This window comes from Amycolatopsis heterodermiae, assembly GCF_034929455.1.
GTDB classification, from domain to species: Bacteria; Actinomycetota; Actinomycetes; order Mycobacteriales; family Pseudonocardiaceae; genus Amycolatopsis; species Amycolatopsis heterodermiae.
The window spans coordinates 303,923-327,184 of the sequence record NZ_JAYFSI010000011.1 but is presented as its reverse complement, the minus strand read 5'-3'; the positions used below and the strand labels follow the sequence as shown (position 1 = coordinate 327,184).

Sequence of the window (23,262 nt, the reverse complement as noted above, 5' to 3'; positions counted from 1 at the left end):
TAGCCGGGTGTGATGACGGACAACGAGAACACCCGCGGTACGGCGGAGCGAGGCCGGGCGGCCGCGCCGCACCGGCTGCTCGCGGCGGTCGAACGGGCACGCGTCCTGGACGGGCCCGCCGAATCCGTGGCGAAGCCGTTGCGGCGGCTCTTCGGCGGCCCGGCGGGACGGAAGCTGCGCGGTCGCGACGTCGGGCACCCCCTCCACCCGCTCGCGGTCACGCTGCCGATCGGGGCTTGGACGTGCTCGTCGTTGCTGGATCTGCTGCCCGGAAGCGAACCCGCTGCCCGCCGGCTCGTGGCCGCCGGACTGCTCGCCACGCCCGCGGCCGCTGTCCTCGGCTGGGCCGACTACAGCGAACTGGACACCCGTCAGCGTCGCGTCGGGGTCGTCCACGCCGCGGCCAACGCCCTCGCCGCCGGGGTCTTCGTGACCTCATACAGCGCCCGGACGCGAGGCGCGACGGCGGCGGGAAAGCTCTTGAACGTCGTCGGGCTTGCCGTGCTCGGCGTCGGTGGCGCGCTGGGCGGTCACCTGGCCTACGCCCAGGGTGCCGGCGTCTTCCGCTGGCAGTCCGCGGGGGAAGACGTGCCGCGATGACCGACTTCCTGGCGATCTACCTGCGTGACCAGCAGGCGCTCGCGGTCGGTGTCCGCGCGCTCGCGGCCCGGGCCCGGGACGGCAACAAGGGCACCGAACTCGGTGCGGCGCTGACGGGGACAGCGGACGCGATGGCGCAGGACGTGCGGACCTACGAGGGGATCATGCGGGCGCTCGGGGTCCGCGCCAACCCGGCCAAGGTTCTGCTGGCCGCCGCCGGGGAACGGCTCGGCCGGCTCAAGCGCAACGGCCGGTGGCTGTCGTACTCGCCGCTGAGCCGTTTCCTGGAGCTGGAGATGCTCGCGATGGGCATCGAATCCAAGAAGATCCTGTGGCACACGCTGGGCGAGCTGGCCGGGTTGCGCGAGCGGCTGCCCGGCACGGATTTCGACGAGCTGCTCACCCGGGCCGCCCGTCAGCGGCAGACCCTGGAACCGTTCCGGCGGGAAGCCGGGGCCCGGGCTTTTCCCGCGGATGCGTGATCGATGGGGCGCACGGAAGTCGTCAGCGGCGGCCGCGGCGCTCCCGCTGGGGGACGACGACGTACTTGGGGTCCTTTGTGGACTCCACGCCGGCCTCGAAGACGCCGAACCGCTGAAGTGCGCTGCCCGCGAACAACGCGGCTCCGGCGGCGGCAGCCACCGCGCGGCTGCGGCGCCCGGCCACGAGCGTGCCCAGCAGACCCGCCGCGGTCAGCCGTTCCGACCACGTCCGCAGCCGGTGCGCCTTGCCGGTCGTGTAGGCCTCCGCGGCCAGGCCGAGCTGCTTCTCCAGGACCTTCGAGGCGACGAGTTCCGCGGTCGCACCCATGACGGCGAGAGCCCGCGCCGGGCCGGCCTCCGCCACCGGGACCAGGGCCATCGCGAAGCCACCCGAACTCGCGGCCGCCGAGCCGGTGAAGACGAACGGCAGGTGCGGATGGGCTTCGTGCCAGGCCGGCACCGCGGTCTGGGACAGCAGTACCGCCGTGTACGACGCGACGGCCGGGGCGAAGAGCGCCGACGCGAGCCCCGCGGGCCGCGCCGACGCGCGCAGGAGCCGGCCCGGCCACGTCCGGCCGAGCCCGGCGGGCAGCACTTCGGACAGCGCGGCGACGCCGACTCCCGGCCCGTAGGCGCTCAGGATCCAGGTCCCGACGCTCATCGGGGACGTCGGCTTCGCGACGCGCAGCATGTGGTGGAACCGCGCCGGCCGGCCGAGGTCCGCCACGAGCAGGTACACGCTGGCGAGCAGGGCGGCGAGCGAACCCGTGCGCCCCACCCGGCGCAGGGCGGGCCGGCCGGTCAGGTCCGCACCCGCGGCCAGCAGGGCGGCACCCGCCGAGAGCCCGCCGGTGAACAGGTACGCCGGCACCTTCCACTCCCACACCGGCGGCTTGAGCACGGGCCTGCCGTAGTAGGACCGGAACTCCGCGCGCGGGACCATCAGCTCTTCCCGGGTACCGCCGCCGCCCCGCCGCCTGCGGCCGAACGTCTTCGCGTTCCGGTCGCCGGCCTGGGCGTCGCTGCGGGGTTCACGCGGCGGCGAGTCGCTCATCGGCGTCGCCCCGCGAAGGCCGTGACCGCGGCCGCGAGCATCGCCGACGCCGCCATCCCGGCGTACTTCCACATCGCCGGCAGCTCCCGGGTGGGCACCACCGGGTCGGGTGGCAGCCCGTAGACCTCGGGCTCGTCCAGCAGGAGGAAGAACGCGCCGTTGCCGCCGACGCCGTCGGCGGGGTCGTGACCGTAGAGCCGGGCCTCGGGGACGCCGCGTTCGTGCAGGTCTTCGACGCGGCGGGCGGCCCGCTCGCGCAGCTCGTCCAGCTCGCCGAACTGGATCGAGTCGGTCGGGCAGGCCTTGGCGCACGCGGGTTCCAGGCCGTCGCCCAGCCGGTCGTAGCACAGGGTGCACTTCTGGGCGCGGCCGTCGCCGGGGCGGCGGTCGATGACGCCGTACGGGCAGCCGGAAACGCAGTAGCCGCAGCCGTTGCAGATGTCCTGCTGCACCACGACCGAGCCGAACTCGGTGCGGAACAGCGCGCCGGTCGGGCAGACGTCGAGGCACCCCGCGTGCGTGCAGTGCTTGCAGACGTCCGAGGCCATCAGCCAGCGGAAGTCGGTCCGGCCCTCGGCACCGGTCTTCGCGCCCGGCAGGTCGAACGACGGCATCCCGAGGTCTTCCACGGCGCGGCGGTCCAGCGGCGCGGTGCCCAGTTCCCCGCCGCCGCGCGGGGAGTCGTGCAGCGCCGAGGCGACCGATTCGGTGGTCCCGGCGAGCGCGGACGGCCCGGTCGGCAACCCCGCCAGGCCGGGGGACTGGTCGCCCAGCGGGCGGTCCTGCTCGATGAAGGCGACGTGCCGCCAGGAGTTCGCGCCGAGCGCGCCGGTGTTGTCGAACGACATCCCGAGCAGGTCGAGCCCGTCTTCGGGGACGTTGTTCCACTCCTTGCACGCCACCTCGCAGGCCTTGCAGCCGATGCAGATCGACGTGTCGGTGAAGAAGCCGACGCGCGGCGGGTGGCCGGTGTGCCCGGCCTCGCCGGCGACGTCGTCCAGCGGTCCGGAAAGCCGGTTCTCGGTGCTCATGGTCGTTCCTCCGTGCTCGCGTGCCCGGGTTCGACGTGCTCGGTACCGAGGGCCGTGGCCACCCGGGTACCCGTTTCCGGCGTGATGCCCGCCCGGTCGCGGTACTCCGCGAGCAGCGCCAGGAGCGCCGCGCCGCGGGGACGCCGTCCCGGACGGACGTCGCAGGTGGCGACCTTGCTCTCCTGGATGAACACGTTCGGGTCCAGCGCCACGCCGAACAGGTCGTTGACGACGTCGCGGCCGACGAGGCCCGAGCCGCCCCAGTGGTAGGGCATCCAGACCTGGTGCACGACCCGGTCCTGCACCCGCAGCGGCGCCATCCGGTCGGTCACCACGACCCTGGCCTCGACGGCGGCACGTGCGGTGACGACGTGCGCCCAGCCCAGGTGCGCCAGCCCGCGCAGCTTCGCCAGCTCGGGGGAGACCTCTACGAACAGCTCGGGCTGCAGCTCGGAGAGGTAGGGCAGGGTCCGGCTCATCCCGCCGGCGGTGTGGTGCTCGGTCAGCCGTGCGGCGGTGAACACGAACGGGAACACCTCGCCGTGCGGCTCGGGCGGTGACGGGTGCGACGGGTTGTCCCGGCGGCCGTAGACCTTGCGCGTCGGGTTGGCCTGCTGCGTGGAGAACGGGTTGCGGAACGGCGACTCGTGCGGTTCGTAGTGCGTCGGCAGCGGGCCGTCGGCCAGCCCGCTCGGGGCGAACAGCCACGCCTTGCCGTCCGACTGCATGATGAACGGGTCGTCGCCGCGCAGCGCTTCCGGGCCGACGGCGCCTTCGGGCGGCACGTGGTCCGGCGGCTTGTGCTTCTCGAAGTCGGGGACGTCGTGCCCGGTCCACTCACCGTGCTCGGCGTCCCACCACACCAGGGCCTTGCGTTCGCTCCACGGCCGTCCGGCCGGATCGGCCGAAGCGCGGTTGTAGAGGACGCGCCGGTTGAGCGGCCAGACCCAGCCCCACTCCCGCGCGTAGAGGTCCTGCTCGAACCGCGACCTGCGGCGGGCGGCCTGGTTGACGCCGTCGGCGTAGACGCCGCTGTAGATCCAGCAACCGCACGACGTGCTGCCGTCGGCCTTGAGGTCCGGGTAGCCCGAAAGCTCCTTGCCGGTCTTCAGGTCGTGGCCGTTGATCCGCCGCAGGACGTCGTCGGCCGACGGCTCGCCGCCGTGCGTGGCGTAATCCCAGGCGAGGTCGAGCACCGGGCGGTCGCGGTCGTCTTCCGAGCCGGCCAGCCGCTCGCGGACCAGCCGGCCGAGGTGGTGGAAGAACCAGAGGTCCGATCGCTGGTCGCCGGCCGGTTCGACGGCCTTCTCGCGCCACTGCAGCATCCGCTGGGTCTGGGTGAACGTCCCTTCCTTCTCGACGTGCGAGGCGGCGGGGAAGAAGAACACTTCGGTGCGGCACTCCTCGGTGACGATCTCGCCGGTCTCGATCTCCGGCGCGTCCTTCCAGAACGTGGCGCTTTCGATCATCACCAGGTCGCGGACGACGAGCCAGTCGAGGTTGGCCATGCCGAGGCGTTGCAGCTTGCCGTGCGCCGAGCCGACGGCGGGGTTCTGGCCGAGCAGGAAGTAGCCGGACACCTTGCCGTCGACCATGTCCATCACGGTCCGGTAGGTGCCGTGGTCGCCGGTGATCCGGGGCAGGTAGCCGAAGCAGAAGTCGTTGTCCGCGGTGGCCTTGTCGCCCCAGTACTCCTTCAGCAGCGACACGGTGTAGGCGTCGGCGTTGCGCCAGAAGCCCTTCTGCTTGTCGCCGCGGACGGTGCCGAGGTACTCGTCCAGGGTCGTGTGCGCGGGCGTCGGCATCGGCAGGTAGCCGGGCAGCAGGTTGAACAGCGTCGGGATGTCGGTCGAGCCCTGGATGCTGGCGTGCCCGCGCAGCGCGAAGACCCCGCCGCCGGGGCGGCCGATGTTGCCCAGCAGCAGCTGGATGATCGAGCCGGCCCGGATGTACTGGGCGCCGACGCTGTGCTGCGTCCAGCCCACGCTGTAGACCAGCGCGGCGGTCCGCTCGCGTCCGGAGTTCGACGCCCACGCGTCGCACACCCGCCGGAACAGCTCCTTCGGCGTCCCGCAGGTCGCCTCGACCATCTCCGGGGTGTAGCGGGCGAAGTGGCGCTTGAGGATCTGGAAGACGCATCGCGGGTGCTGCAGAGTCGGGTCGGCGGCGATCTCCTCACTCCCGCCTTCGATCACCGGTCCGCCGGAGCCGTGCTGGTCCGACGAGGACGTCTCCTTGCCGTGTCCGCCGGTGTCCCGCGGCCGGGTGCCTTCGTAGCGCCAGGTTGCCGGGTCGTAGGCGGCCGTGGCCTCGTCGTAGCCGCTGAACAGGCCGTCGAGGTCCTCGGTGTCCTGGTACTCCTCGCTCACCAGGAAGGAGGCGTTGGTGTAGGCGACCACGTACTCCCGGAAGTCCAGGTCGTTGCTCAGGATGTGGTTGATCACCCCGCCGAGGAACGCGATGTCGGTGCCGGCGCGCACGGGCACGTGGGCGTCGGCGAGTGCGCTCGTCCGGGTGAACCGCGGGTCGATGTGGAACACCTCGGCCCCGCGTGCCTTGGCCTCCATCACCCACTGGAACCCGACCGGGTGCGCCTCGGCCATGTTCGAGCCCATGATGACGACGCAGTCGGCGTTCTGCAGGTCCTGTTGGTAATCCGTCGCCCCGCCGCGACCGAAGGAGGCTCCCAGACCGGGAACCGTGGCGGAGTGTCAAATACGGGCCTGGTTCTCGATCTGGATCGCACCCAGCGCGGTGAAGAGCTTTTTGATCAGGTAGTTCTCTTCGTTGTCCAGGGTCGCGCCGCCGAGGCTGGCCAGTCCGAGGGTGCGCCGCAGGGGCGCGCCGTGCTCGTCGGTGTCCTGCCAGCCCTTGCGGCGGGCCGCGAGCACCCGGTCGGCGACCATGTCCATCGCGGTGCCGAGGTCGAGGTCGGTCCATTCGGTGGCGTAGGGGGCGCGGTAGCGGACCTTCTGCTCGCGCTGCGGCCCGGTGACCAGCTGCTTGCTGGCCGAGCCCTTGGGGCAGAGCCGGCCGCGGGAGATGGGGCTGTGCGGGTCGCCTTCGATCTGGACGACCTTCTCGTCCTTGACGAACACCTGCTGGCCGCAGCCGACGGCGCAGTAGGGGCAGACCGACCGGGCGACCCGGTCGGCGCTCGCGGTGCGGGGGACCAGGGCCTCGGACTTCGGCGACTCGGCCGCCTTGCCCCGCCCGAGCGGGTCGGAGCCGGTCAGCTGGCGGTAGACCGGCCAGAGCTCGAGCCACCTGCGTGGTCCCATGCACACCTCCTCGACGGCTCGCGGCTACCCGGATCCGGCGAGGGTAAACCCGGAACGGCCTGCGGTGACAGGGCCGCCTTCGGGAAGCACGACACGATTTCACTGGATCGGGCGACAGGCGCGGCCGTCGTGAACCACGCCTGCCGCCGTGAGCCCGTGGTCAGCCGAGTCCCGGCTCGCGGGCGCTGCCCGGCGTCGTGACGTGGCGCGAGGCGCGGGCGGTGAGCAGGCCGAGGGCGATCATGCCGACGCCGAGGCCGAGGTGCAGCCAGTTGTCGGCGGTGTTGACCGGGACGAAGTTGGCGTCGCTGCCGTGGTCGATCAGCAGCCCGTAGATCCAGAGGACCAGGTACACGATCCCGCCCACGATGAGGTACAGGTGGGCGCCGCGCGGGGTGCGGGCCGCGGCCAGGCCGGCGACGCCGAAGGCGAGGTGGACGATGTTGTGCAGGATCGAGACCATGAAGACGCCGAGCAGCATCGCCATGGAGTTGTGGCCGGCGAAGCTGAGCTGGTCGTAGTCGGTGGTGATCCCGGGGACGAAGCCCAGGACGCCGACCAGGAGGAAGACGGCCCCGACGATGGTCGCGGCCGTCTGACCGGCGGTGCGTCGGGTGGTGCGGGTGCCTGTTGACACGGTGTTCCTCTCCGAGTGAGGCGACCGTACGTCTCCGGTGGTGGTCCGTACGGTCTCTTCGGCTCTGCAGCCCGCGACATACCCGGTGTTCGAGGGCATAACCGCCGGATGCGGCCGGAAGCCCGGTCGGTCGGCGGCGGCACCGGGTCTTCCGGACCGCCGGGAACGCGCTGGGACGCCGGCTCGGTGGCGTGGTTACCTCCGGCGCGCCGGGGTAGCCGGAATCCTCACGGAAAGGAGGCGCGGATGGCACATCTCGACGTCACCTCGGGTGACTCGCTCACCTTCGTCGGCACGGCGACGGTGGTCCTGCGCTTGGGGCCGTTCACCCTGCTCACCGACCCCAACTTCCTGCACCGCGGGCAGTGGTCCTACTTCGGCCAGGGGTTGTTTTCCCGGCGGCGCACCGAACCGGCGCTGCAGCCGGCCGATCTGCCGCCGTTGACGGCCGTGGTGCTGTCGCACCTGCACGGTGACCACTTCGACCGGATCGCCGCTCGGGAACTGCCTCGGGACGTCCCGATCGTCACCACCGCTCATGCGGCCGGGTGGTTGCAGCGCAAGGGGTTTCACGCCCCGCTTCCACTGGCCATGTGGCGGGCCGAGTCGTTCGCCGACGGTGACGCGCGGCTGACGGTGACGTCCGTGCCGGCGCGGCACGGTCCCGGCGTGCTGAACCGGGTACTGCCGCCGGTGATGGGCAGCGTGCTGGAGTATCGCGCCACGCCGGAGTCGGACGTCCTGCGGATCTACCTCAGCGGCGACACCGTGCTGCACGACGAGCTCGGTGAGATCCGTGCGCGGTTCCCGGAGCTGGACTTGGCGGTGGTGCACCTCGGGGGGACGCGGGCTTTCGGCGTCCTGGTCACCCTCGACCACCGGGGCGGGGTCGATCTGCTGAACCTGCTGGAGCCGCGGCGGGCGGTGCCGGTGCACTTCGACGACTACGGGCTTTTCCATTCGCCGGTGTCGAGTTTCCTGCAGGAGGTCCGTGAGCGGAAGCCGCCGACGGAGGTCTGCCTGCTGCAGCACGGTGAATCGTTGCCATTGTGAGGACTTCGACGCACGACTGGCCGGCGGGCACGATGACGAGCCTCTTTCCCTTGTAGCCGGCACTCGGCGCGGAAGAGGTGCCCCGCGCGGGCCGACCTCAGGCTCTGCCCACCGCGACACCGGCCGGTTCGCGCGGGCGAACCGGCAGCTTCGAATGTCCCTGAGCCGTCAGAACCGGCAAGGTCGCCGGCCGGTGCCGCCCTCTGCGTCCGGTGCGCGCAGCCGTGGACGAGGTCCTGGCTCCGTTTCGACCGGTCCGTGCGCCCCGATCCGAACGGTCGGACTCACGGGGTCGATGCGACGACCGAGTCGGCCCGGAGATCGCGCGCGGGCAACCGAGGTCGGCAGCGGTCCTGGCGCGAAAGCCCGCTGAAGGTGAGGCCGGGCACGTTCGCCCGCAGGTCCGGCCGGCGATGAGGCCCCGCTCCGCCTCTCGGCGGTGACCTCGCTGGTGTCCGGCAGGTCTTCGATGTCCTGGACCAGGATCAGCGGTTCGGCGGCGGCGATGCCGGCCGCGCCAGGACGGTTTGTCTCCGGCCGGTGTGCGCGTGCCGTGTCGGCCGGCCGGGCCGGTGATTCGGTGTCGCGGGAGGGCAACAGCAGTGTTTGCGCCACTTCCGGCACCACCTTGCCTGGGCCGCCGACGACGTGTTCGGTCCTCCGGACGAGGGTCCGGGCGCCACCGTCCCGACGGAGGAGCGTGATGCCGATCGCCGCTGCCTCGTGGTGCCGCACGCAGTGCGTCACGGTGATACCTCTTCAGTCGCGTGCCGCGTGGCGCAGCACGGCCCGATGTCGTGGTGGTCTTCGCGCAACGCGGCGACGAGATCCTTGCCGGATCCCGTTTCGATGGCTGCGGCCCAGCCGTGCTCTTCGTTCCACAGCAGGGCGGTGTCACAGCCAGGGTGGCCGGGCAGGCGTTCTTCGAGGGCGACGTACACCGAAACCAGACTGTCGTGGTCGACGGTGCAGGATTCCAGGCCGATGCCGAGGGCGTGCGTGACGCCGGCGAGATATTCCCGGAGTGCGGTGAGAGCGGGGATGGGCAGTGCTGCGGTCACGGTGGGCGTGCCTTTCCGGCGCAGGCCACCGCGCAGGACCGGTTCGGCGTGGGCCGGTCCTGCGCGGCGCGCGGGCTGTCAGGCCCGGATCTCCTTCCGGTCGGCCTGGGTGCCGGCGATGTCGATGCGGCGCGGCTTGGCCTTCTCCGCGATCGGGATGCGCAACGTCAGCACCCCGGCTTCGTAGTCGGCGGCGATGCGGTCGGTGTCGAGGGTGTCGCCGAGGAACAGCTGGCGGGAGAACACGCCCAGCGGTCGTTCGGAGACCTGCATCTGCACGTCACCGCCGGGCGCGGGCCGGCGTTCGGCCTTGACGGTGAGGACGTTGCGTTCGATGTCGAGCTCGATGGCGCCGGGGGAGACGCCGGGCAGATCGAAGCAGACGACGAACTCGTCGTCGGCGCGGTAGGCGTCCATCGGCATCGCGGCCGGCTTGGACCAGGTTCCGGGGGTTGCGGCGCCCAGCACCTGCTGGGCGAACCGGTCCAGCTCACGGAACGGGTCGGTGCGCATCAACATGGGTTCCACCTCCTGGGGTCGTCGACTGGTGTCAACACGCTCCACCGTTTTAACATGTCATCCAAAGGATGACAAGACTCAGGTCGTCGATGGGATGACACATGACGGACGTGGACCCGGTCGAGGCGATGCGGAGCGTGCGGGACGTGGTCCTCGCGGCCCGGGGTGGCGCGGTGCCGTCCGATCGGATTCTGGCCGCGCTGCTGACCCTGCGGTCCGCGCGCGACCAGCTCGGCGCGTGGGAGCCGGAACTGATCGCGGCTGCGCGGGACAGCGGTGCCAGCTGGACTTCCCTCGCTCCGGTTCTGGGCGTGGCGAGCCGGCAGGCTGCGGAACGCCGGTTCCTCCGGCTGCAGCCATCGGCGACGGGGGAGGAGACCGGGGAAGCACGGGTCCACGCCGAGCGCGACCGGCGAGCGGGTGATCGCGCGGTCGCGGAATGGGCCCGGCGCAACGCGTCGGTGCTGCGGCAACTGGCCGGCCGGATCAGTGCCCTGGAAGGCTTCGACGGAGCGGCCCGCGAGACCGTCGATCGCCTCGTCGCGGCTCTGGGCGACAACGACGTGACCAACCTTCTGCCGCCCCTGGCCGCGGTTCGCGCGCACCTGGCGCGTGATCACCCGGATCTGGCCGATCGGCTCGGTACCGTGGGCGAGCACACCGCCCGGCTGCGCCGCAACGCGGTCGGGCAGCGCCACGACCGCATTCGGTGACCGCCGCGGGTACGACCCACGACTTCACGTGTTTCCGGGCCCGGATGCGGACGAGCCGGCGGCAGCGCTCGTACACCTGCGAGGGTGGCCGTGCGGCAGACCTGATCGAGCGGCCGGACCTCCTGGATGGCGCTCTCGGGTCAGCGCGGGTCGCGGCGCAGCTCTTGACGAGGTTCTCGCCGCCCACGAGGTCGAGCCCCGCGTCCACCCCGGCACCGCCGGTCTGCTCGGGTGCGACCGAGACGGGGTCGTCGCGGTGGTGGTCGATCGGGGCCGCACCCAGCTCGCGCAGCAGGTCTGGTTGTCCGGGCCGGCCGAGGTCGGCACACGCGCGCCGCGAAGGCCGCCTCGGCGTGACTCGGATTGCGGGGTTTCGGCGCGGCGATGGCCGGGGCCACCACGTTCAGCGCCACGCAGCCGCCGGCCCGCGAATCCATCTCGGGGGTGTCCGAAGTGGACGCAGCCGGTCCCGGAACCGGCCGCTTCGACGACACCGGAACCTTTCCGGACGCGTGGACCCGGGGCCGCCGAACTGCGCATACCCGCGTCCCACCCGGCAAAACAACGTTCTTCCGGAACGTTTCCGCCGGTCGAACCCGGGTAGCCGCCAAGGCGCCGAGGAAGGGAACACGAGTGGGACTGCTCGACGAGACCGCGCGGTGGGCCGGGACGACCTTCACCGGCACGTGGACCACGGCCGAGCCGGGCCTGAAGGCCACTGGACCGGCGACGGGTGACGCGCTCGGCGAGGTCGTTACGGCGGACGCGGACACCCTTTCCCGCTCGGCGGCGCGCGCGGCGGAAGCCGGACGTGCCTGGGCGAAGACCCGCGAAGCCGGCAAGACCCGCGCGCCGGCCCGGCTCGACGTCGACCTCGCCCTGGAAGAGGTTCAGCTGCTCCAGGCCGTCGCCCGGCCGGGACGCCCGTGGGGCACCCCGCTGCAGACCGCCCAGCCCGGCCGGACGAGTCTCGCGCGCCGAGTCCCGTTCACCGGATCGACCCCGGTCGGCCGGTCGCTGTCGAAGGCCGTCGGCAGGCGCTTCAAGAAGTTCGTGTCCGAACTGGGCGGGAGCAACGCGTTCGTGGTCCTCGGCGACGCCGGCGTCCCGGCCGCGGCAGCGGCCGGCGCGTTCGGCAGCTTCGCCCACCAGGGCCAGATCTGCATGGCGGTGGGCCGCCACCTCGTGGCAGCCTCTGGTGACGTCGACCTCGGCCCGGTGATCAATCGACGCCAGGCCGGGCACCTCACCCACATCGTCGGGCGGCCGGCGTTCGCCAAGGAGATCTCCGCCGAGCGGGGACGGCCGTTTCGCAGCGACCGTGAACCTCGGGGAGTCCACCCGGATCCCGTGGGTCACGATCCGGCGCACCCAGCGCAAACCCCGTTCTGACGTCGAAGGAGTTGATCGAATGTTGCCGGAGCGTGATCGCCGGGTCCTGCGGCAGATCGAGCAGGATCTGCGCGCCGAGGATCCCGGGTTCCTCGCCGGTTTCCCGGCCGACAGGCAAGACAGGTCCCGGCAGTGGCGCGTGATCGTGCTCCTCGCCGACGTGACCGTGGTGCTGATGATCGCCGTGGGCATCTTCGCGGCCGACGGCTGGCCGGTGTTCTGGGGACTGGTCTGCGTCGCGGCCATGGTGCAGGTGCACCGCGTCCGGAACGGCCGCCGCCGGAAGACGACCTGAAGCGCAGGGCGACCTCCGGCCACCAGGCTGGGCCCGTGGTCGGTACCGCGCTCTCACCGCCGCCACCGCCCGTCGCCGTGATCGCGGGAAACCTCGGTGGTGTGCCGGGTGCGGGCCTCGGGTGTGCTCGCTTCGTCGTGCGGGCGGGATTTCTCCGGGCCGGCGCGGGGAAGCCCCGGGACCCCGGCCCGGCGGTGGAGGTGGTGGCCGGCGCCGGCCCGGAATCGGCCGCTGGTTCGGAACAACGGGAGCGGCTCGAGCTCGATCGGGCCTCCCGGACACGGCGGCCTCGACTCCGTGGCCTGGCAACGGGAAGATCCGGACGCCGGGGTGTCGTCCAGGGAGGCGATCCCAGTGGAGCCGGTCGAGGGTGACGGCCCTCCGACCGACACCGAACCCGGCGAAGGGGTCGCGGATGCCGGACCGGAGCGGGCGGCCCTGCACGTCGAGGACGAACGCTGACGCGTGCGCGGACTTCAACCGGGCTTTCTCCGCCCAGGACGGGGAATTCCCGTCTCGACGAGGCGCCGCCGTGTCCGGTGGCCGAGCTGCGGGCGGATCGCGAGGTGGGCAGCAACGCAGCCGCCGAACGGCCAGGCCGGCTCGACGACGGCTCCCGGCCATCACCAAGGCGAGTGCTGTGTCCAAGCCGAGCGCTGCGCCCGAGCCGGGCGTGCCGAGCAGCCTGCGCCGGATTCCGCCCGGCCACCGATCCGCGGTCCAGCTGCTGAGCCCCGCTGGCTCACCGTCGACGCTGCACAGTCCCGATCCATCCTGCCTTCCACCACGTCATCGCCCAGTAGGCCGCGTTGTGCCGAGGCTGGACCGCTGCGCCAACGGGCTTGGTCAGGGCCGCGCGACGGTGAACCGGGCGTCTCGGCGGGCCGGGGTGGCGAGTGCGGCGCTGTCGGTGCCGAACGTCGGGAGTCGCCCTTCACCGTGTAGACCTCCCACGGTTCCTGACCGGGACCGTGCACCCAGACCTTGTCCTGGACCGCGTGGCAACAGGTGGTGTCGTCCTCGGTCAGCGTCGCCATGCCCCCGCCCGTCAGCCGCTTGCCGGCTTCGCTGACCTGGTCGGTGGACTCGACCTCGACGCCGAGGTGGTCCATGACGGTCGCCTGGCCGGCTCGGTGCCGAACAGCTTCGAGTAGAAGTCGATGTTCGTCGAAGCAGTGATGCGACTTGGATTGCTCTCTAGATAGACATATGTCAACATAGACGCATGTCGAAACAGCTCCCGCTCGTCGAGACGGACACCTGCTGCTCGCCGCTGGCCCGCGAGCCGCTGACCGAACCGCAGTCCGTGGAGTTGTCGAAGCTGTTCAAGGCCATGGCCGACCCGGTCCGGCTGCGCCTGCTGTCGCTGATCGCCTCCCACACCGGCGGCGAAGCGTGCGTGTGCGACCTGACCGACGCGTTCGACCTGACCGGCCCGACCATCTCCCACCACCTCAAGGTGCTGCGGGAATCCGGCCTGATCACCGGCGAACGTCGCGGCACCTGGGTGTACTACCGCGTCCACCCCGAAGTCCTGGCCCGGCTCTCGGCCGTCCTGGTCCCCGGTGACGCCGTCGTCCCGGCATGACCGTCGCCGGACGACTGTCCACCTTGGACCGGTTCCTGCCCGTGTGGATCGCGGCCGCGATGGTCACCGGACTGCTCGCGGGCCGCTGGATTCCCGGCCTGAACACCGGCCTGTCCGCAGTGCAGGTGGACGGGATCTCGCTGCCGATCGCGCTCGGGCTGCTGGTGATGATGTACCCGGTGCTGGCGAAGGTCCGCTACGACCGGCTCGGCACGGTCACCCGGGACCGCCGGCTGCTGTGGCCGTCGCTGGTGCTGAACTGGCTGATCGGCCCGGCGCTGATGTTCGCGCTGGCGTGGCTGCTGCTGCCGGACCTGCCGGAGTATCGGACGGGGCTGATCATCGTCGGCCTCGCCCGCTGCATCGCCATGGTGATCATCTGGAACGACCTCGCCTGCGGTGACCGCGAAGCCGCTGCCGTGCTGGTCGCGCTGAACTCGGTGTTCCAGGTGCTGGCCTTCGGCGTGCTCGGCTGGTTCTACCTCTCGGTCCTGCCCGGCTGGCTCGGCCTCCCGCAAGCCGGCCTCGCCGTGTCCGGGTGGCAGATCGCCCAGAGCGTGCTGATCTTCCTCGGCATCCCCCTGGTGGCCGGCTACCTGACCCGCCGGCTTGGCGAACGCGCTGGCGGCCGGGCTTGGTACGAGTCGAGGTTCCTGCCGAAGATCGGGCCGGCCGCCTTGTTCGGGCTGCTGTTCACTATTGTGATTCTCTTTGCGCTGCAAGGAGATCAGATCACTGCCCGGCCGCTGGACGTGGTCCGGATCGCGGTGCCGTTGCTGGTCTACTTCGGACTGATGTGGGCCGGTTCGTACGCGTTCGGCAAGGCCGTGGGCCTGTCGTACGAGCGGACGACGACGCTGGCGTTCACCGCCGCGGGCAACAACTTCGAACTCGCCATCGCCGTGGCCATCGCGACGTTCGGGGCGGCGAGCGGGCAGGCGCTGGCCGGGGTCGTCGGCCCGTTGATCGAAGTGCCGGTGCTCGTCGCGCTGGTCTACGTCTCGCTGGCTCTGCGCCGACGGTTCGTCTCCTCGCCTCACGACCGCGTGGAAGAAATGTCATGACCACGCCAGAAGACCGCCCGGAGGGCAACGGCGGGAAGCCACCGCGAAGAACCAGGGAGCCAGCGTGTCCACCACCCCGGAAGTGCTGTTCGTCTGCGTGCACAACGCCGGCCGGTCCCAGATGGCCGCGGCCCTGCTGCACCACCACGCCCAAGGCGCGGTGCTCGTCCGGTCGGCCGGCTCGGCGCCCGCCGGCTCCGTCAACCCGGCCGTGTCCGCGGTGATGGCCGAGCTGGGCCTGGACCTGTCGCAGGAGTTCCCGAAGCCGCTGACCACCGAGGCGGTGCAGGCCGCCGATGTCGTGATCAGCATGGGCTGCGGCGACGCCTGCCCGATCTTCCCCGGCAAGCGCTACCTCGACTGGCAGCTCGACGACCCCGCCGGCCTCCCGGTCGAGCAGGTCCGCCCGATCCGCGACGAGATCGATCGCCGTGTCCGGGCACTGCTCGCCGAGCTGGTCCCCGCCACCGCCTGAGGCTCTCGGCCCGCAGCGCGGGCTGATCACGCGTTCGGAGTTTCGACGATCACCGTGGTCGCTTTGATCACCGCGATGGCCAACGACCCCGGCTCGAGACCGAGATCCTTCACCGCTTCGGCGCTCATCAGCGAGACCACGCGGTCCTGTCCGCACTGGATCTCGACTTGGGCCATGACCTTGTCGACGACGATCGAGGTGACCAGCCCGACCAGGCGGTTGCGGGCGGAACGCCCGACGGAGGTCGGGTCAGGAGCGGTTTCGCCCTGCCGGCGAGCGAACTCGGCCAGTTCTTCACCGTCGATCACGTACCGGTTGACCCGATCCTTGACGGCGCTGAGGCCCCCGGCTTCGACGTGACGGCGGATCGTGTCGTCGCTGACGCCCAGCAGTCTCGCTGCCTCGGAAATCCGGTACTGCGGCACTCCGGGAGCATAAGTGTTCAGCGCCCGCGACGCCGGAGTCGGTCCAGCGTGACCGCCTGGTCGCTTTCCTCCAGCAGAGAGCCGGATGCACGGACAGCGCGGCGCTCGTCACGCCGGCCACGTGCTGCACTCCTGACGCCGGCGAGGCGGCGCGGCCAGAAGGCTGCTGCTCCGGATCACGCCGCCGGCGCCTGCTCAGTGATCCTGGCCGCGGGGGCTGGTCGTGGCGCTGAACCGGCCCTGCCAGCTGGCCTGCGCGCCGGAGTCGCCGATGCGGTAGACGTCGTAGAACGCGGCTCCAGCCGCCACGACCACCAGTACCGACAGCACCACGGTCACCGCGGTCGAGGCCGGGGCGAGAAAGGTCCGGCGGCGGGTGGTGACGGCGCTCGAGTCCGTGTCGGCCGCCTGCGACGCGAGGCTTTCGCGGCGGCGCCACCACACCAGCAGCGCCAGGACGGCGACCGGGATCGCGACCCACAGTGCGGTGTCGCCGAGTTCGGTGTGGGTGCGCACGGCCGGGGTCGAGGCGACGCGCCGTTCGAGCCATTCGCCGGCGTCGGTGGTGATCGGGACCAGGACCACGACCAGGACGGCCAGGATCGCGTTCGGGCCCGCGAGCTTGCCGCGGGCGGCCGGCCAGAGCGCGCTCAGCACCAGCAGCAGGGCGGCCAGCGGGAGCAGGACGACGATGGCGTGCACGAGCAGGATGTGGGCGGGCAGGCCGTTGACGGTGGTCATGGTGTCCTTTGTGGAGTGCGGGTGGCGGAAGCTGGGACGGGACGGGCTCACGGAGCGCGGGCGAGGGCCGCGACTTCGTAGCCGGGCGCGAGGGCGGACACCCAGCGGGTGACGTTGCCGCCGCGGGCGAACGCCGCGGTGGCGAAGACGTCGGCCCACAGCAGCGTCGGGCCGGTGACCGTGACCGACAGCAGGTTGCTGGTGTGGCGGCCGGTGTGCGGGTCGACGATGTGGTCGCCGCGAGCGGCGGTGCCGGACGTCGCGAGGCCGCCGGTGCGCAGTTCGAGGACGGCGAGGAAGGAAGCTGGGTCGGTCGGGTCTTCGACGCCGACCCGCCACGGACGGGTGAACGTGGCGGCGGTGATGTCGCCGCCGGCGTTGAGGTAGTGGTCGTAACCGCACAGCCGGGACAGGTGGGTGGCGGCGTTCTCGACGGCCCAGCCCTTCACGAGCCCGGAGGGGTCGAAGCCGCCGGGCAGGCGCCACGGGTCGAAGTAGCCGTCGGTGCGTTCGCGGGCTTCTTCACACAGCGCAACGACTTCGGTGAGCCATGGGTGCCACTGGCCGCGGGGGAGTTCGTCACGGCGCAGGGCGGAGACCTGGCTGCCGGGCCGGTAGGTGCTGAACAGTTCGTCGGCGGCGCGCAGGTGCCCGAACACCGCGGCAACGGCTGGCTCTACCGCCGGGTCGGTGTCCACGCGGTGCCCGCGCAGGTGGAGGCTGACCTGGGTGCCCATGAGGGGCCGGGTCCAGGACCGGCGTGGCCGGGGCGCGGTGCTCACCTGTGGGCCGCGTCGATCGCGGACTGCAGGGACTGCTGGTAGCCCTCGGAGGTGTAGGTGGCGCCGCTGACGGTGTCGATCTGCGCGCTCTGGGCCTGCAGCGTCTCCTGGTTCAGCTCGGGCACGGCGGCGGCGTTGATCCGGACGTCGCGGCCGCTCTCCTGGGGGTACTGGACGGCTTGGGCGTCGGTGATCTTGCCACCGGCCACGGTGATCTGCACCTGGACCGGGCCGTAGCGGGTGTCGGCGGCCTCGCCGGTGAAGGTGCCGCCGCTTCCGGTCGGCGCGGGTGCGGCGGGGCTGGTGGTGCGGGTCGGCTGGGTGCCGAGGGGGCGGCCGGCGGCGGCCGGGGTCGCATCGGTGCTGGTGCGGTAGCTGAACAGCAGTACCACGACCGAGACGGTCGCGGCGAAGGTGATGGCGATCCTGCGCATCGGAAGTCCTTTCCTACCAGCCGAATCGTTCGGAGTGGACGCGGTCGGCGGGGACGCCGGCGCGGCGGGCCGTGTCGAGGACCGCCGCGGTCCAGGCGTCCGGGCCGCAGACGTAGACGTCGTGCTCGGCGATGTCGGGGACGAGGTGGCGCAGCACCTGCTCATCGGGGACGCGGGCGTAGTTCTCGGGGAGCCACGACGCGCGGTCGCGGGAGCGGCGGCCGAGCAGGTAGTGGATCCGGAGGCCGCGGTGGGCGGCGAGTTCGTCCAGCTCACGCCGGAACAGCAGATCGGCGTGCCGCCCGGCCCGGTGGAACAGCACGGCTTCCCCGGGGAGGTAGGGCAGTTCGGCGAGCAGCGCGCGCAGCGGCGTGATCCCGATGCCGGAGGCGAACATCGCCAGCTTGGGTCCTTTGCGGACGGTTCCGGTGAGCCGGCCGTACGGGCCTTCGAACAGGGCGCGGGTGCCCGGCCGCAGCCGCGCCGGTCTGCGGCTGCCCGGTCCGAGGTCCTTGGCCGTGATCCGGAGCCGGTCGCCGGTGACGTCCGGCGCGGCGGAGAGGGAGAACGGCTTGCCGCGGGTCCAGCCCGGTCCGTCGAGGAACCGCCAGACGAAGAACTGCCCCGCGGCCAGGGGAAGGCGGTCCAGGTGGCGGCCGCGCAGGTACACCGAGACGACGCCAGGGGCCTCGCGCACGACCTGCTCGACGACGAGGTGGTGGCGCGCGTTGAGCCAGATCGGCCGGCCGAGCCGGAACACCAGCACGGCGCCCGCGGCGGCCGCGTAGGCACTCCACCAGAACACGGTCGCCACCGGGGAGGCGGTGAAGTCGGCGCCGGTCCACAGCTGGTGCGGCAGCGCGAGCCCGGCGCCGAGATAGGCGTAGAGGTGCAGCAGGTGCCGGGACTCGTAGCGCAGCCGGCGGCGGGACGCGCGCACCGACGTCACCGCGACCATGACCAGCGCGACCGTCCCCGCCGTGGCCAGGAGCATGCCCGCGTAGGTGGTCACGAGCGTCCAGACCTCGCCGACGAGGCCGGAGCGGTCGGTGGCGGCGTAGCCGAGGCTGATCAGCACGATGTGCGCGGCCAGCAAGGTGATCGAGGTGAACCCGATCAGCCGGTGCCGCCGGGCCAGCTCGTCCTGACCGTAGCTGCGCTCCACCCACGGGATCCGCGCCATCAGCAACACCTGCAGCAGCAGGAGATCCGCCGACACCAGGCCGGTCAGCCGCCCGGCCGAGGTGAAGAAGTCCGGGCCGAGGTCCTGCAGGCCCCGTCCGGACACCCACAGCGCGACCACGAACAGCACGCTCAGCCAGGTGACCAGGCCGGCGGCGTCCCGCCACCACACCCGGACCGGACGCCGGAGGGCGCTGCCGGGTGGGGCGAGGGTGGTGGTCATCGGGCGCTCCTGCATGGGGTGATCCGTGGGGACCACCCTTCCGGCGCGCGGTTAGCCGTCGACGTGACGAGGGTGAGAATCCGGTAAGAGAAGCTCGGCCGCGACGGTGAACCCGACCACCGCTCCGCCACCGGGGCGCGGCTCGGCGAACACGCCGCCGCCGTGGGCCAGCGCGATCTCGCGGACGATCGCCAGGCCGAGACCGGAGCCGGGCAGGCCGCGCGCGCCGTCGGCCCGGTGGAACCGGTCGAACACCCGCGCCGCGTCGTCCTCGCCGATGCCGGGACCGCGATCGAGCACCTGCACCCGGCCGTCGCGCACCACGACGTCGATCGCTCCTTCGGGGGCGAACTTCACGGCGTTCTCCAGCAAGTTGGACACCGCGCGTTCGAGGGCCTTCGCCTGGCCGGTGAGCCTGGTGGCGTCGGCCTCGACGGTGATGGCGCGGCCCGTCCGCCGCCGGACGCGGTCGGCGGACCGCTCGGCGACCGCGCTCAGCGCGAGCGGGGCGGGTTCCTCGGTCTCGTACTGCCGGGTCGCCAGCTCGACCAGCTCGTCGATGAGGTGGGTCAGCTCGCGGGCTTCGCCGTCGACGTCGTCGAGCAGCCGGGCCCGGGCGTCGGGGGCGAGCTCGGCGAAGCGGCGCAGGACGCTGGCGTTCGTGCGCAGGCTGGTCAACGGCGTCCGCAGCTCGTGCGCGGCGTCCTGGACCAGACGTTCCTGGTCGGCTCGGGCGTCGGCGAGCCGGCCGAGCATCCGGTCGAACGACGTCGCGAGCCGCCCGACCTCGTCGCGGCCACCGGCCGGGACCGCGACGCCGTCGAGGCGGCCGTCGCTGACCTGCTCGGTCGCCTGGGTGAGCCGGACCAGCCGGCGGGTGATCTGCCGGGCCAGCAGCCAGCCGGCCAGCGCCGCGGCGACCAGGACGATCGCGCTGACGCCGGTGATGCGGGCGGCCAGGGCGTTGAGCACGTTGCGGGATTCGTCGACGTCGATGCCGAGCTGCAGCGCCCCGCGGCCGCCGCCGAGGGCCACGGTGATGACCCGGTAGTCGTCCGGCGGGGCGGTGAAGTCCTGGTAGCGGCGGTCTCCGAAGGCACCGGCCGCGGCCAGCGCGCGGTCGTCGTCGCCGACGGCGAGGCGGACGGCCCGGCCGCCGACGGGCCGGACGGTGCCGTCCGGGGCGATCGCCTGGGCGACCATGGGCTGGGCTTCGTCGTGGTCGTCGTCATCGGGCCCGCGGGTGACCGGGCTCGGCGCGAGCACCTGGGTCGCGCCGGCCGCGACCTCGGCCGACGTCGTCAGCAGCGAGCGGTCGAGTTCCGCGCTGATCCGCTCGGACGCGGCCTGGTAGCTGAAGACGCCGACCAGGATCGCCGCGGCCGCGCCGACGCCCGCGAAGGCGATCGCGAGCTTGCTGCGCAGGTTCACGCCGGGCGCACCGCGTAGCCGACGCCGCGCACGGTGTGGATCAGTTCGGTCGCGCCGGCTTGGTCGAGCTTGCGGCGCAGGTAGCCGATGTAGACGGCGAGATTCTTGGACTCGGAGCCGAATTCGTAGCCCCAGATCCGCTGGTAGATCGTGGTGCGGTCGAGGACGATCCCGGCGTTGCGCACCAGCAGTTCCAGCAGGTCGAACTCGGTTTTGGACAGGCTGATCTCGGTGCCGCGCCACCAGACGCGCCGGGCCGCGGGGTCGACGGCGAGTTCGCCGAGGCGCAGCGTCCGCGGGGGCGCGGTCCCGGCGTCGGCGGTGGTGCGGCGCAGCAGGGCGCGCAGGCGGGCGAGGAGTTCGTCGAGTTCGAAGGGCTTGGGCAGGTAGTCGTCGGCGCCGGCGTCGAGTCCGGCGACGCGGTCGGCGGTTTCGACCCGCGCGGTGAGCATGAGGATCGGGGTCTGATCGCCTTCGGCGCGCAGGACACGGCAGACGCCGAGGCCGTCGACGCCGGGCATCATGACGTCGAGGATCAGCACGTCGAAGTCGTCCTTCCGCGCCGTGGCCAGCGCGGAGACGCCGTCGGTCACCTCCGTGACGTGGTAGCCCTCGAGGTCGAGGGCACGCACGAGCGACTCCCGGATGGCGCGGTCGTCGTCGGCGAGCAGGACACGGTGGGGCATGGCGCCATCATGCCTGTGCGTGACGGCCGAGGCCTGCCGGACCGCTCAGCGGGCAATCGGTTGGCCGGCGACCGAGGCGCTGTCCACCACCTCGATGTGCGGCTCGGCATGCTGCGCCGATGGCTTGTGGACGGGTTGCTGTGCATGGGTGACGCTGCGCACGCGATGTCTCCGGTCGGCGGTAGGGGCATCGGGCTCGCGGTCCAGGACGCGGTCGCTGCGGCGGCGTTGCCTGCCGGGGGCGTTCGCCCCGCTGCTCGACGTCGTGAGGTGGCTGCCGTTTCTCCGGATTCTTGCGGTGTACCTGATCGGCGTCGGGTTCCGGCCAGAGCGTGCTCCGATGTTCGCCCGTCGCGTCAACGCTGTGAAGGCGCATCGGGTTCGAACCCGGTGCCGTCGGTGACCCTCGGCGGCCCGGGATACGCCTGGGCTGGGCGGGGCTTGGCGTCGCTCCGGCGTCAAGGCCTATTCCACGACTGCGCCTTGCGGATACTGAACCGAGGTCAGCTCGGCCCACACTGTCTTGCCGGTCTCGTGCTGCAGCTGGCCCCACACCATCGCGCACGACTCGATCAGCGCCAGGCCGCGGCCACCGGTCTCCGACGGCGGGCGAGGACAGGCTTCGTCCACACAGGAGTCGTCGACCTCGATCCGCAACCACCCCTCCCGGCGCTTCAGCCGCACCTGCCGGGGTGGAGTGCCGTGGAGCAGGGCGTTGGACACCAGCTCGTCCAGCACCATGATCATGTCGATTACGTCCCGTGAGGGGATGTCTAGCAACGCTCTGCGGGCCCAGGCTCGCACCCGGCTCAGCTCGGCCAGGTCATCGGCCACGTTCAGGATCTTCACCTCGACCTGATCCCAGGTGCGCTCGGCGTAGTCGGCCGTCATCGGTGGTTCGCCCCAGTCCTTGTTCGACGTCACCTACCAGTCCTTGTTGCCCCATTCGGCCGCGATTCACACCTCGGCCACCCTGGTGGGCCGGCATGCTGCGGTGAGCGACCACGAGCACCACCACGCGAAGGCCGCCGGCGAAGAGGAAGAGCCCGGGTGACGTCCACCAGTGTCCACTGTGGACACCGAAGCCACGTATGCGAGCGACGACGTGGGAGCGCATCGGGTTGGCCGGAGGCGGTGGGGAGAGTTGACCTGGAATCGCGCGTCACCGTTGGAAAATGTCCGGCGTAGTGCCTTGGGATCCGGGCCGGCCGGACGCGGCATCGGGGGATGCCCCGAGGGGTGTCCGTGGTGCCGGACGGCCACAAGAAGATCTTTCGGGGTTTTCCCCGTGCCGGCCGCGGCGCCGCCGGTGCCAGAGTCGTACCCGTCGTCGGCCACGGCGGTGCGCGTGGGGGCACTGCCGGCGATCTGAGGGAGCGAGATGTCGGAGCGGATACCGGTGCTGGTCAAGGGATTCGACCCCATCCTGGTGTCGGGGGTGGCCGGGCAGCTGCGGCCCCGGCCGGAGGTGTTGCTGGTGGACCGGGCCGCGGGCGCACCCGCGGGAACGGTGACCATCGTGGTGGGGGACGCGGTGACCGACGCGCTGCTGGTCCTGGTGCGGGAGGCGAGCACCGGGCACGGCCGGGTGCTGCTGGTGCCCGCCGAGATCGACGATCCCGCGCTCATCGCCTGCATCGGCGCCGGTGCGGGCGGGGTGGTGCCCCGCGCGGAGGCCACCCCCGAACGGCTGGTCGCCGCCGTGACGCAGGTCGCCGGGAGCGGCGGGGTGCTTTCGCCGCGCATGGTCGGCCGGCTGTTCGACCAGGTGGCCCGGCTGCAGAACCAGGTGCTCGCGCCCCGCGGGATGGGGCTGACCGGGCTGACCGACCGCGAGACCGAGGTGCTGCGTCTCGTCGCCCAGGGCTTCGAGGTCAAGGAAATCGCGGAGAAGCTCGCCTACTCGGAGCGGACGATCAAGCGGGTCACCCACGACGTGCTCAACCGCTTCCAGCTGCGCAACCGCGCGCACGCCATCGCTTTTGCCCTCGAGGGCGGCCTGATCTGACCCTTGGGGGCAGCCCGGGCCGCCACGGGGGCCGGTTTCCCGCCGGGACCGCTCGCCGGCCCGTCGCCGGTGGTCCACTCGAAGCGCCACCCCTTCCGGAAGGAC

25 protein-coding genes and 2 pseudogenes are annotated in these 23,262 nt (G+C 72.0%); 12 read left to right on the top strand and 15 right to left on the bottom strand.

Annotated elements, in window-relative coordinates; translation table 11 throughout:
• Positions 1–12: 12 nt before the first annotated feature.
• On the top strand, positions 13–600 hold the full coding sequence (locus tag VA596_RS37380) for a DUF2231 domain-containing protein (protein WP_323333621.1): 588 nt from the start codon (positions 13–15) through the stop codon (positions 598–600).
• Positions 597–1,082, top strand: coding sequence for a hypothetical protein (locus tag VA596_RS37375; RefSeq protein WP_323333619.1), 486 nt, complete (start codon positions 597–599; stop codon positions 1,080–1,082). Before VA596_RS37380 ends, VA596_RS37375 begins: the two co-directional genes overlap by 4 nt.
• 22 nt (positions 1,083–1,104) lie before the next feature.
• On the opposite strand, the gene nrfD is transcribed toward VA596_RS37375, so the two are convergent.
• The 4 genes from nrfD to VA596_RS37355 form a co-directional block, all read right to left on the bottom strand.
• Positions 1,105–2,136, bottom strand: coding sequence for an NrfD/PsrC family molybdoenzyme membrane anchor subunit (gene nrfD / locus VA596_RS37370; RefSeq protein ID WP_323333617.1), 1,032 nt, complete (start codon positions 2,134–2,136; stop codon positions 1,105–1,107).
• Positions 2,133–3,167: a 4Fe-4S dicluster domain-containing protein gene (locus tag VA596_RS37365; RefSeq protein ID WP_323333615.1), complete on the bottom strand. Its 1,035-nt coding sequence runs from the start codon at positions 3,165–3,167 to the stop codon at positions 2,133–2,135. Before VA596_RS37365 ends, nrfD begins: the two co-directional genes overlap by 4 nt.
• The gene (fdh, locus tag VA596_RS37360) at positions 3,164–6,448 is read right to left on the bottom strand and encodes a formate dehydrogenase (protein WP_323333613.1); all 3,285 of its coding nucleotides are present in this window, start codon (positions 6,446–6,448) and stop codon (positions 3,164–3,166) included. The genes VA596_RS37365 and fdh overlap by 4 nt, the downstream gene beginning before the upstream one ends.
• Positions 6,449–6,608: 160 nt before the next feature.
• The gene (locus VA596_RS37355; protein ID WP_323333611.1) at positions 6,609–7,085 is read right to left on the bottom strand and encodes a DUF4383 domain-containing protein; all 477 of its coding nucleotides are present in this window, start codon (positions 7,083–7,085) and stop codon (positions 6,609–6,611) included.
• Between the two features lie 246 nt (positions 7,086–7,331).
• Here VA596_RS37355 and VA596_RS37350 point away from each other — a divergent pair, with 246 nt between their 5' ends.
• Positions 7,332–8,138 carry an MBL fold metallo-hydrolase gene (locus VA596_RS37350; protein ID WP_323333610.1) on the top strand — a complete coding sequence of 269 codons (807 nt, stop codon included), beginning with the start codon at positions 7,332–7,334 and terminating at the stop codon, positions 8,136–8,138.
• A gap of 743 nt (positions 8,139–8,881) precedes the next feature.
• Here VA596_RS37350 and VA596_RS37345 read toward each other — a convergent pair.
• Positions 8,882–9,199: a DUF6292 family protein gene (locus VA596_RS37345; RefSeq protein WP_323333608.1), complete on the bottom strand. Its 318-nt coding sequence runs from the start codon at positions 9,197–9,199 to the stop codon at positions 8,882–8,884.
• 78 nt (positions 9,200–9,277) lie between these two features.
• Entirely contained in the window at positions 9,278–9,718 is a 441-nt protein-coding gene (locus VA596_RS37340; RefSeq protein ID WP_323333607.1) for an Hsp20/alpha crystallin family protein, read from the bottom strand.
• 101 nt (positions 9,719–9,819) lie between these two features.
• On the opposite strand from VA596_RS37340, the gene VA596_RS37335 reads away from it, so the two are divergent.
• From VA596_RS37335 to VA596_RS37320, 4 genes are all read left to right on the top strand, one after another.
• A complete protein-coding gene (locus VA596_RS37335) occupies positions 9,820–10,431 on the top strand; it encodes an HSP18 transcriptional regulator (protein ID WP_323333606.1) in 612 nt (203 codons plus the stop codon).
• 633 nt (positions 10,432–11,064) lie between these two features.
• The gene (locus tag VA596_RS37330) at positions 11,065–11,823 is read left to right on the top strand and encodes an aldehyde dehydrogenase family protein (protein WP_323333605.1); all 759 of its coding nucleotides are present in this window, start codon (positions 11,065–11,067) and stop codon (positions 11,821–11,823) included.
• 19 nt (positions 11,824–11,842) lie between these two features.
• Positions 11,843–12,118, top strand: coding sequence for a DUF3040 domain-containing protein (locus tag VA596_RS37325; RefSeq protein WP_323333604.1), 276 nt, complete (start codon positions 11,843–11,845; stop codon positions 12,116–12,118).
• A 297-nt stretch (positions 12,119–12,415) separates the two neighbouring features.
• Positions 12,416–12,580: a hypothetical protein gene (locus VA596_RS37320; protein ID WP_323333602.1), complete on the top strand. Its 165-nt coding sequence runs from the start codon at positions 12,416–12,418 to the stop codon at positions 12,578–12,580.
• A gap of 384 nt (positions 12,581–12,964) precedes the next feature.
• Here the strand turns inward: VA596_RS37320 and VA596_RS37315 are convergent.
• A pseudogene (locus tag VA596_RS37315) lies at positions 12,965–13,248 on the bottom strand (glyoxalase/bleomycin resistance/dioxygenase family protein); the annotation flags it as partial.
• A 95-nt stretch (positions 13,249–13,343) separates the two neighbouring features.
• Between VA596_RS37315 and VA596_RS37310 the strand changes: the two are divergent.
• The 3 genes from VA596_RS37310 (at position 13,344) to VA596_RS37300 (ending at position 15,245) form a co-directional block, all read left to right on the top strand.
• Entirely contained in the window at positions 13,344–13,706 is a 363-nt protein-coding gene (locus tag VA596_RS37310; protein WP_323333601.1) for a metalloregulator ArsR/SmtB family transcription factor, read from the top strand.
• Positions 13,703–14,770, top strand: a complete 1,068-nt coding sequence (arsB, locus tag VA596_RS37305) for an ACR3 family arsenite efflux transporter (protein WP_323333599.1) — start codon at positions 13,703–13,705, stop codon at positions 14,768–14,770. The genes VA596_RS37310 and arsB overlap by 4 nt, the downstream gene beginning before the upstream one ends.
• 64 nt (positions 14,771–14,834) lie before the next feature.
• Positions 14,835–15,245 carry an arsenate reductase ArsC gene (locus VA596_RS37300; RefSeq protein ID WP_323333597.1) on the top strand — a complete coding sequence of 137 codons (411 nt, stop codon included), beginning with the start codon at positions 14,835–14,837 and terminating at the stop codon, positions 15,243–15,245.
• A 26-nt stretch (positions 15,246–15,271) separates the two neighbouring features.
• Here VA596_RS37300 and VA596_RS37295 read toward each other — a convergent pair whose 3' ends face one another.
• From VA596_RS37295 to VA596_RS37265, 7 genes are all read right to left on the bottom strand, one after another.
• Positions 15,272–15,670 (bottom strand): TOBE domain-containing protein, encoded by a 399-nt coding sequence (locus VA596_RS37295; RefSeq protein WP_323333596.1) that lies wholly within the window; start codon positions 15,668–15,670, stop codon positions 15,272–15,274.
• A gap of 195 nt (positions 15,671–15,865) precedes the next feature.
• Entirely contained in the window at positions 15,866–16,411 is a 546-nt protein-coding gene (locus VA596_RS37290; RefSeq protein ID WP_323333595.1) for a hypothetical protein, read from the bottom strand.
• A gap of 47 nt (positions 16,412–16,458) precedes the next feature.
• Positions 16,459–17,148, bottom strand: coding sequence for an FAD:protein FMN transferase (locus tag VA596_RS37285; RefSeq protein WP_323333593.1), 690 nt, complete (start codon positions 17,146–17,148; stop codon positions 16,459–16,461).
• Positions 17,149–17,189: 41 nt separating this feature from the next.
• Positions 17,190–17,627 (bottom strand): FMN-binding protein, encoded by a 438-nt coding sequence (locus tag VA596_RS37280; RefSeq protein ID WP_323333592.1) that lies wholly within the window; start codon positions 17,625–17,627, stop codon positions 17,190–17,192.
• Between the two features lie 13 nt (positions 17,628–17,640).
• On the bottom strand, positions 17,641–19,032 hold the full coding sequence (locus VA596_RS37275) for a ferredoxin reductase family protein (protein ID WP_323333590.1): 1,392 nt from the start codon (positions 19,030–19,032) through the stop codon (positions 17,641–17,643).
• 51 nt (positions 19,033–19,083) lie between these two features.
• The gene (locus VA596_RS37270) at positions 19,084–20,463 is read right to left on the bottom strand and encodes a HAMP domain-containing sensor histidine kinase (RefSeq protein ID WP_323333588.1); all 1,380 of its coding nucleotides are present in this window, start codon (positions 20,461–20,463) and stop codon (positions 19,084–19,086) included.
• Positions 20,460–21,149 (bottom strand): response regulator transcription factor, encoded by a 690-nt coding sequence (locus VA596_RS37265; protein ID WP_323333586.1) that lies wholly within the window; start codon positions 21,147–21,149, stop codon positions 20,460–20,462. The genes VA596_RS37270 and VA596_RS37265 overlap by 4 nt, the downstream gene beginning before the upstream one ends.
• A gap of 81 nt (positions 21,150–21,230) precedes the next feature.
• On the opposite strand from VA596_RS37265, the pseudogene VA596_RS37260 reads away from it, so the two are divergent.
• Positions 21,231–21,552 (top strand): annotated as a pseudogene (locus tag VA596_RS37260) (FAD-dependent monooxygenase); the annotation flags it as partial.
• A 62-nt stretch (positions 21,553–21,614) separates the two neighbouring features.
• Here VA596_RS37260 and VA596_RS37255 read toward each other — a convergent pair.
• Positions 21,615–22,073 carry an ATP-binding protein gene (locus tag VA596_RS37255; RefSeq protein WP_323333584.1) on the bottom strand — a complete coding sequence of 153 codons (459 nt, stop codon included), beginning with the start codon at positions 22,071–22,073 and terminating at the stop codon, positions 21,615–21,617.
• Positions 22,074–22,530: 457 nt separating this feature from the next.
• Between VA596_RS37255 and VA596_RS37250 the strand changes: the two genes are divergently transcribed.
• On the top strand, positions 22,531–23,157 hold the full coding sequence (locus VA596_RS37250) for a response regulator transcription factor (RefSeq protein ID WP_323333582.1): 627 nt from the start codon (positions 22,531–22,533) through the stop codon (positions 23,155–23,157).
• Positions 23,158–23,262 lie beyond the last annotated feature (105 nt).

Bases quoted from the DNA above. Each gene is read 5' to 3' on its own strand.
- VA596_RS37380 (WP_323333621.1), top strand. From the start codon at position 13: ATGACGGACAACGAGAACACCCGCGGTACGGCGGAGCGAGGCCGGGCG.
- VA596_RS37375 (WP_323333619.1), top strand. From the start codon at position 597: ATGACCGACTTCCTGGCGATCTACCTGCGTGACCAGCAGGCGCTCGCG.
- nrfD (WP_323333617.1), bottom strand. From the start codon at position 2,136: ATGAGCGACTCGCCGCCGCGTGAACCCCGCAGCGACGCCCAGGCCGGC.
- VA596_RS37365 (WP_323333615.1), bottom strand. From the start codon at position 3,167: ATGAGCACCGAGAACCGGCTTTCCGGACCGCTGGACGACGTCGCCGGC.
- VA596_RS37350 (WP_323333610.1), top strand. From the start codon at position 7,332: ATGGCACATCTCGACGTCACCTCGGGTGACTCGCTCACCTTCGTCGGC.
- VA596_RS37340 (WP_323333607.1), bottom strand. From the start codon at position 9,718: ATGTTGATGCGCACCGACCCGTTCCGTGAGCTGGACCGGTTCGCCCAG.
- VA596_RS37335 (WP_323333606.1), top strand. From the start codon at position 9,820: ATGACGGACGTGGACCCGGTCGAGGCGATGCGGAGCGTGCGGGACGTG.
- VA596_RS37325 (WP_323333604.1), top strand. From the start codon at position 11,843: ATGTTGCCGGAGCGTGATCGCCGGGTCCTGCGGCAGATCGAGCAGGAT.
- VA596_RS37310 (WP_323333601.1), top strand. From the start codon at position 13,344: ATGTCGAAACAGCTCCCGCTCGTCGAGACGGACACCTGCTGCTCGCCG.
- arsB (WP_323333599.1), top strand. From the start codon at position 13,703: ATGACCGTCGCCGGACGACTGTCCACCTTGGACCGGTTCCTGCCCGTG.
- VA596_RS37290 (WP_323333595.1), bottom strand. From the start codon at position 16,411: ATGACCACCGTCAACGGCCTGCCCGCCCACATCCTGCTCGTGCACGCC.
- VA596_RS37285 (WP_323333593.1), bottom strand. From the start codon at position 17,148: ATGGGCACCCAGGTCAGCCTCCACCTGCGCGGGCACCGCGTGGACACC.
- VA596_RS37280 (WP_323333592.1), bottom strand. From the start codon at position 17,627: ATGCGCAGGATCGCCATCACCTTCGCCGCGACCGTCTCGGTCGTGGTA.
- VA596_RS37275 (WP_323333590.1), bottom strand. From the start codon at position 19,032: ATGACCACCACCCTCGCCCCACCCGGCAGCGCCCTCCGGCGTCCGGTC.
- VA596_RS37265 (WP_323333586.1), bottom strand. From the start codon at position 21,149: ATGCCCCACCGTGTCCTGCTCGCCGACGACGACCGCGCCATCCGGGAG.
- VA596_RS37250 (WP_323333582.1), top strand. From the start codon at position 22,531: ATGTCGGAGCGGATACCGGTGCTGGTCAAGGGATTCGACCCCATCCTG.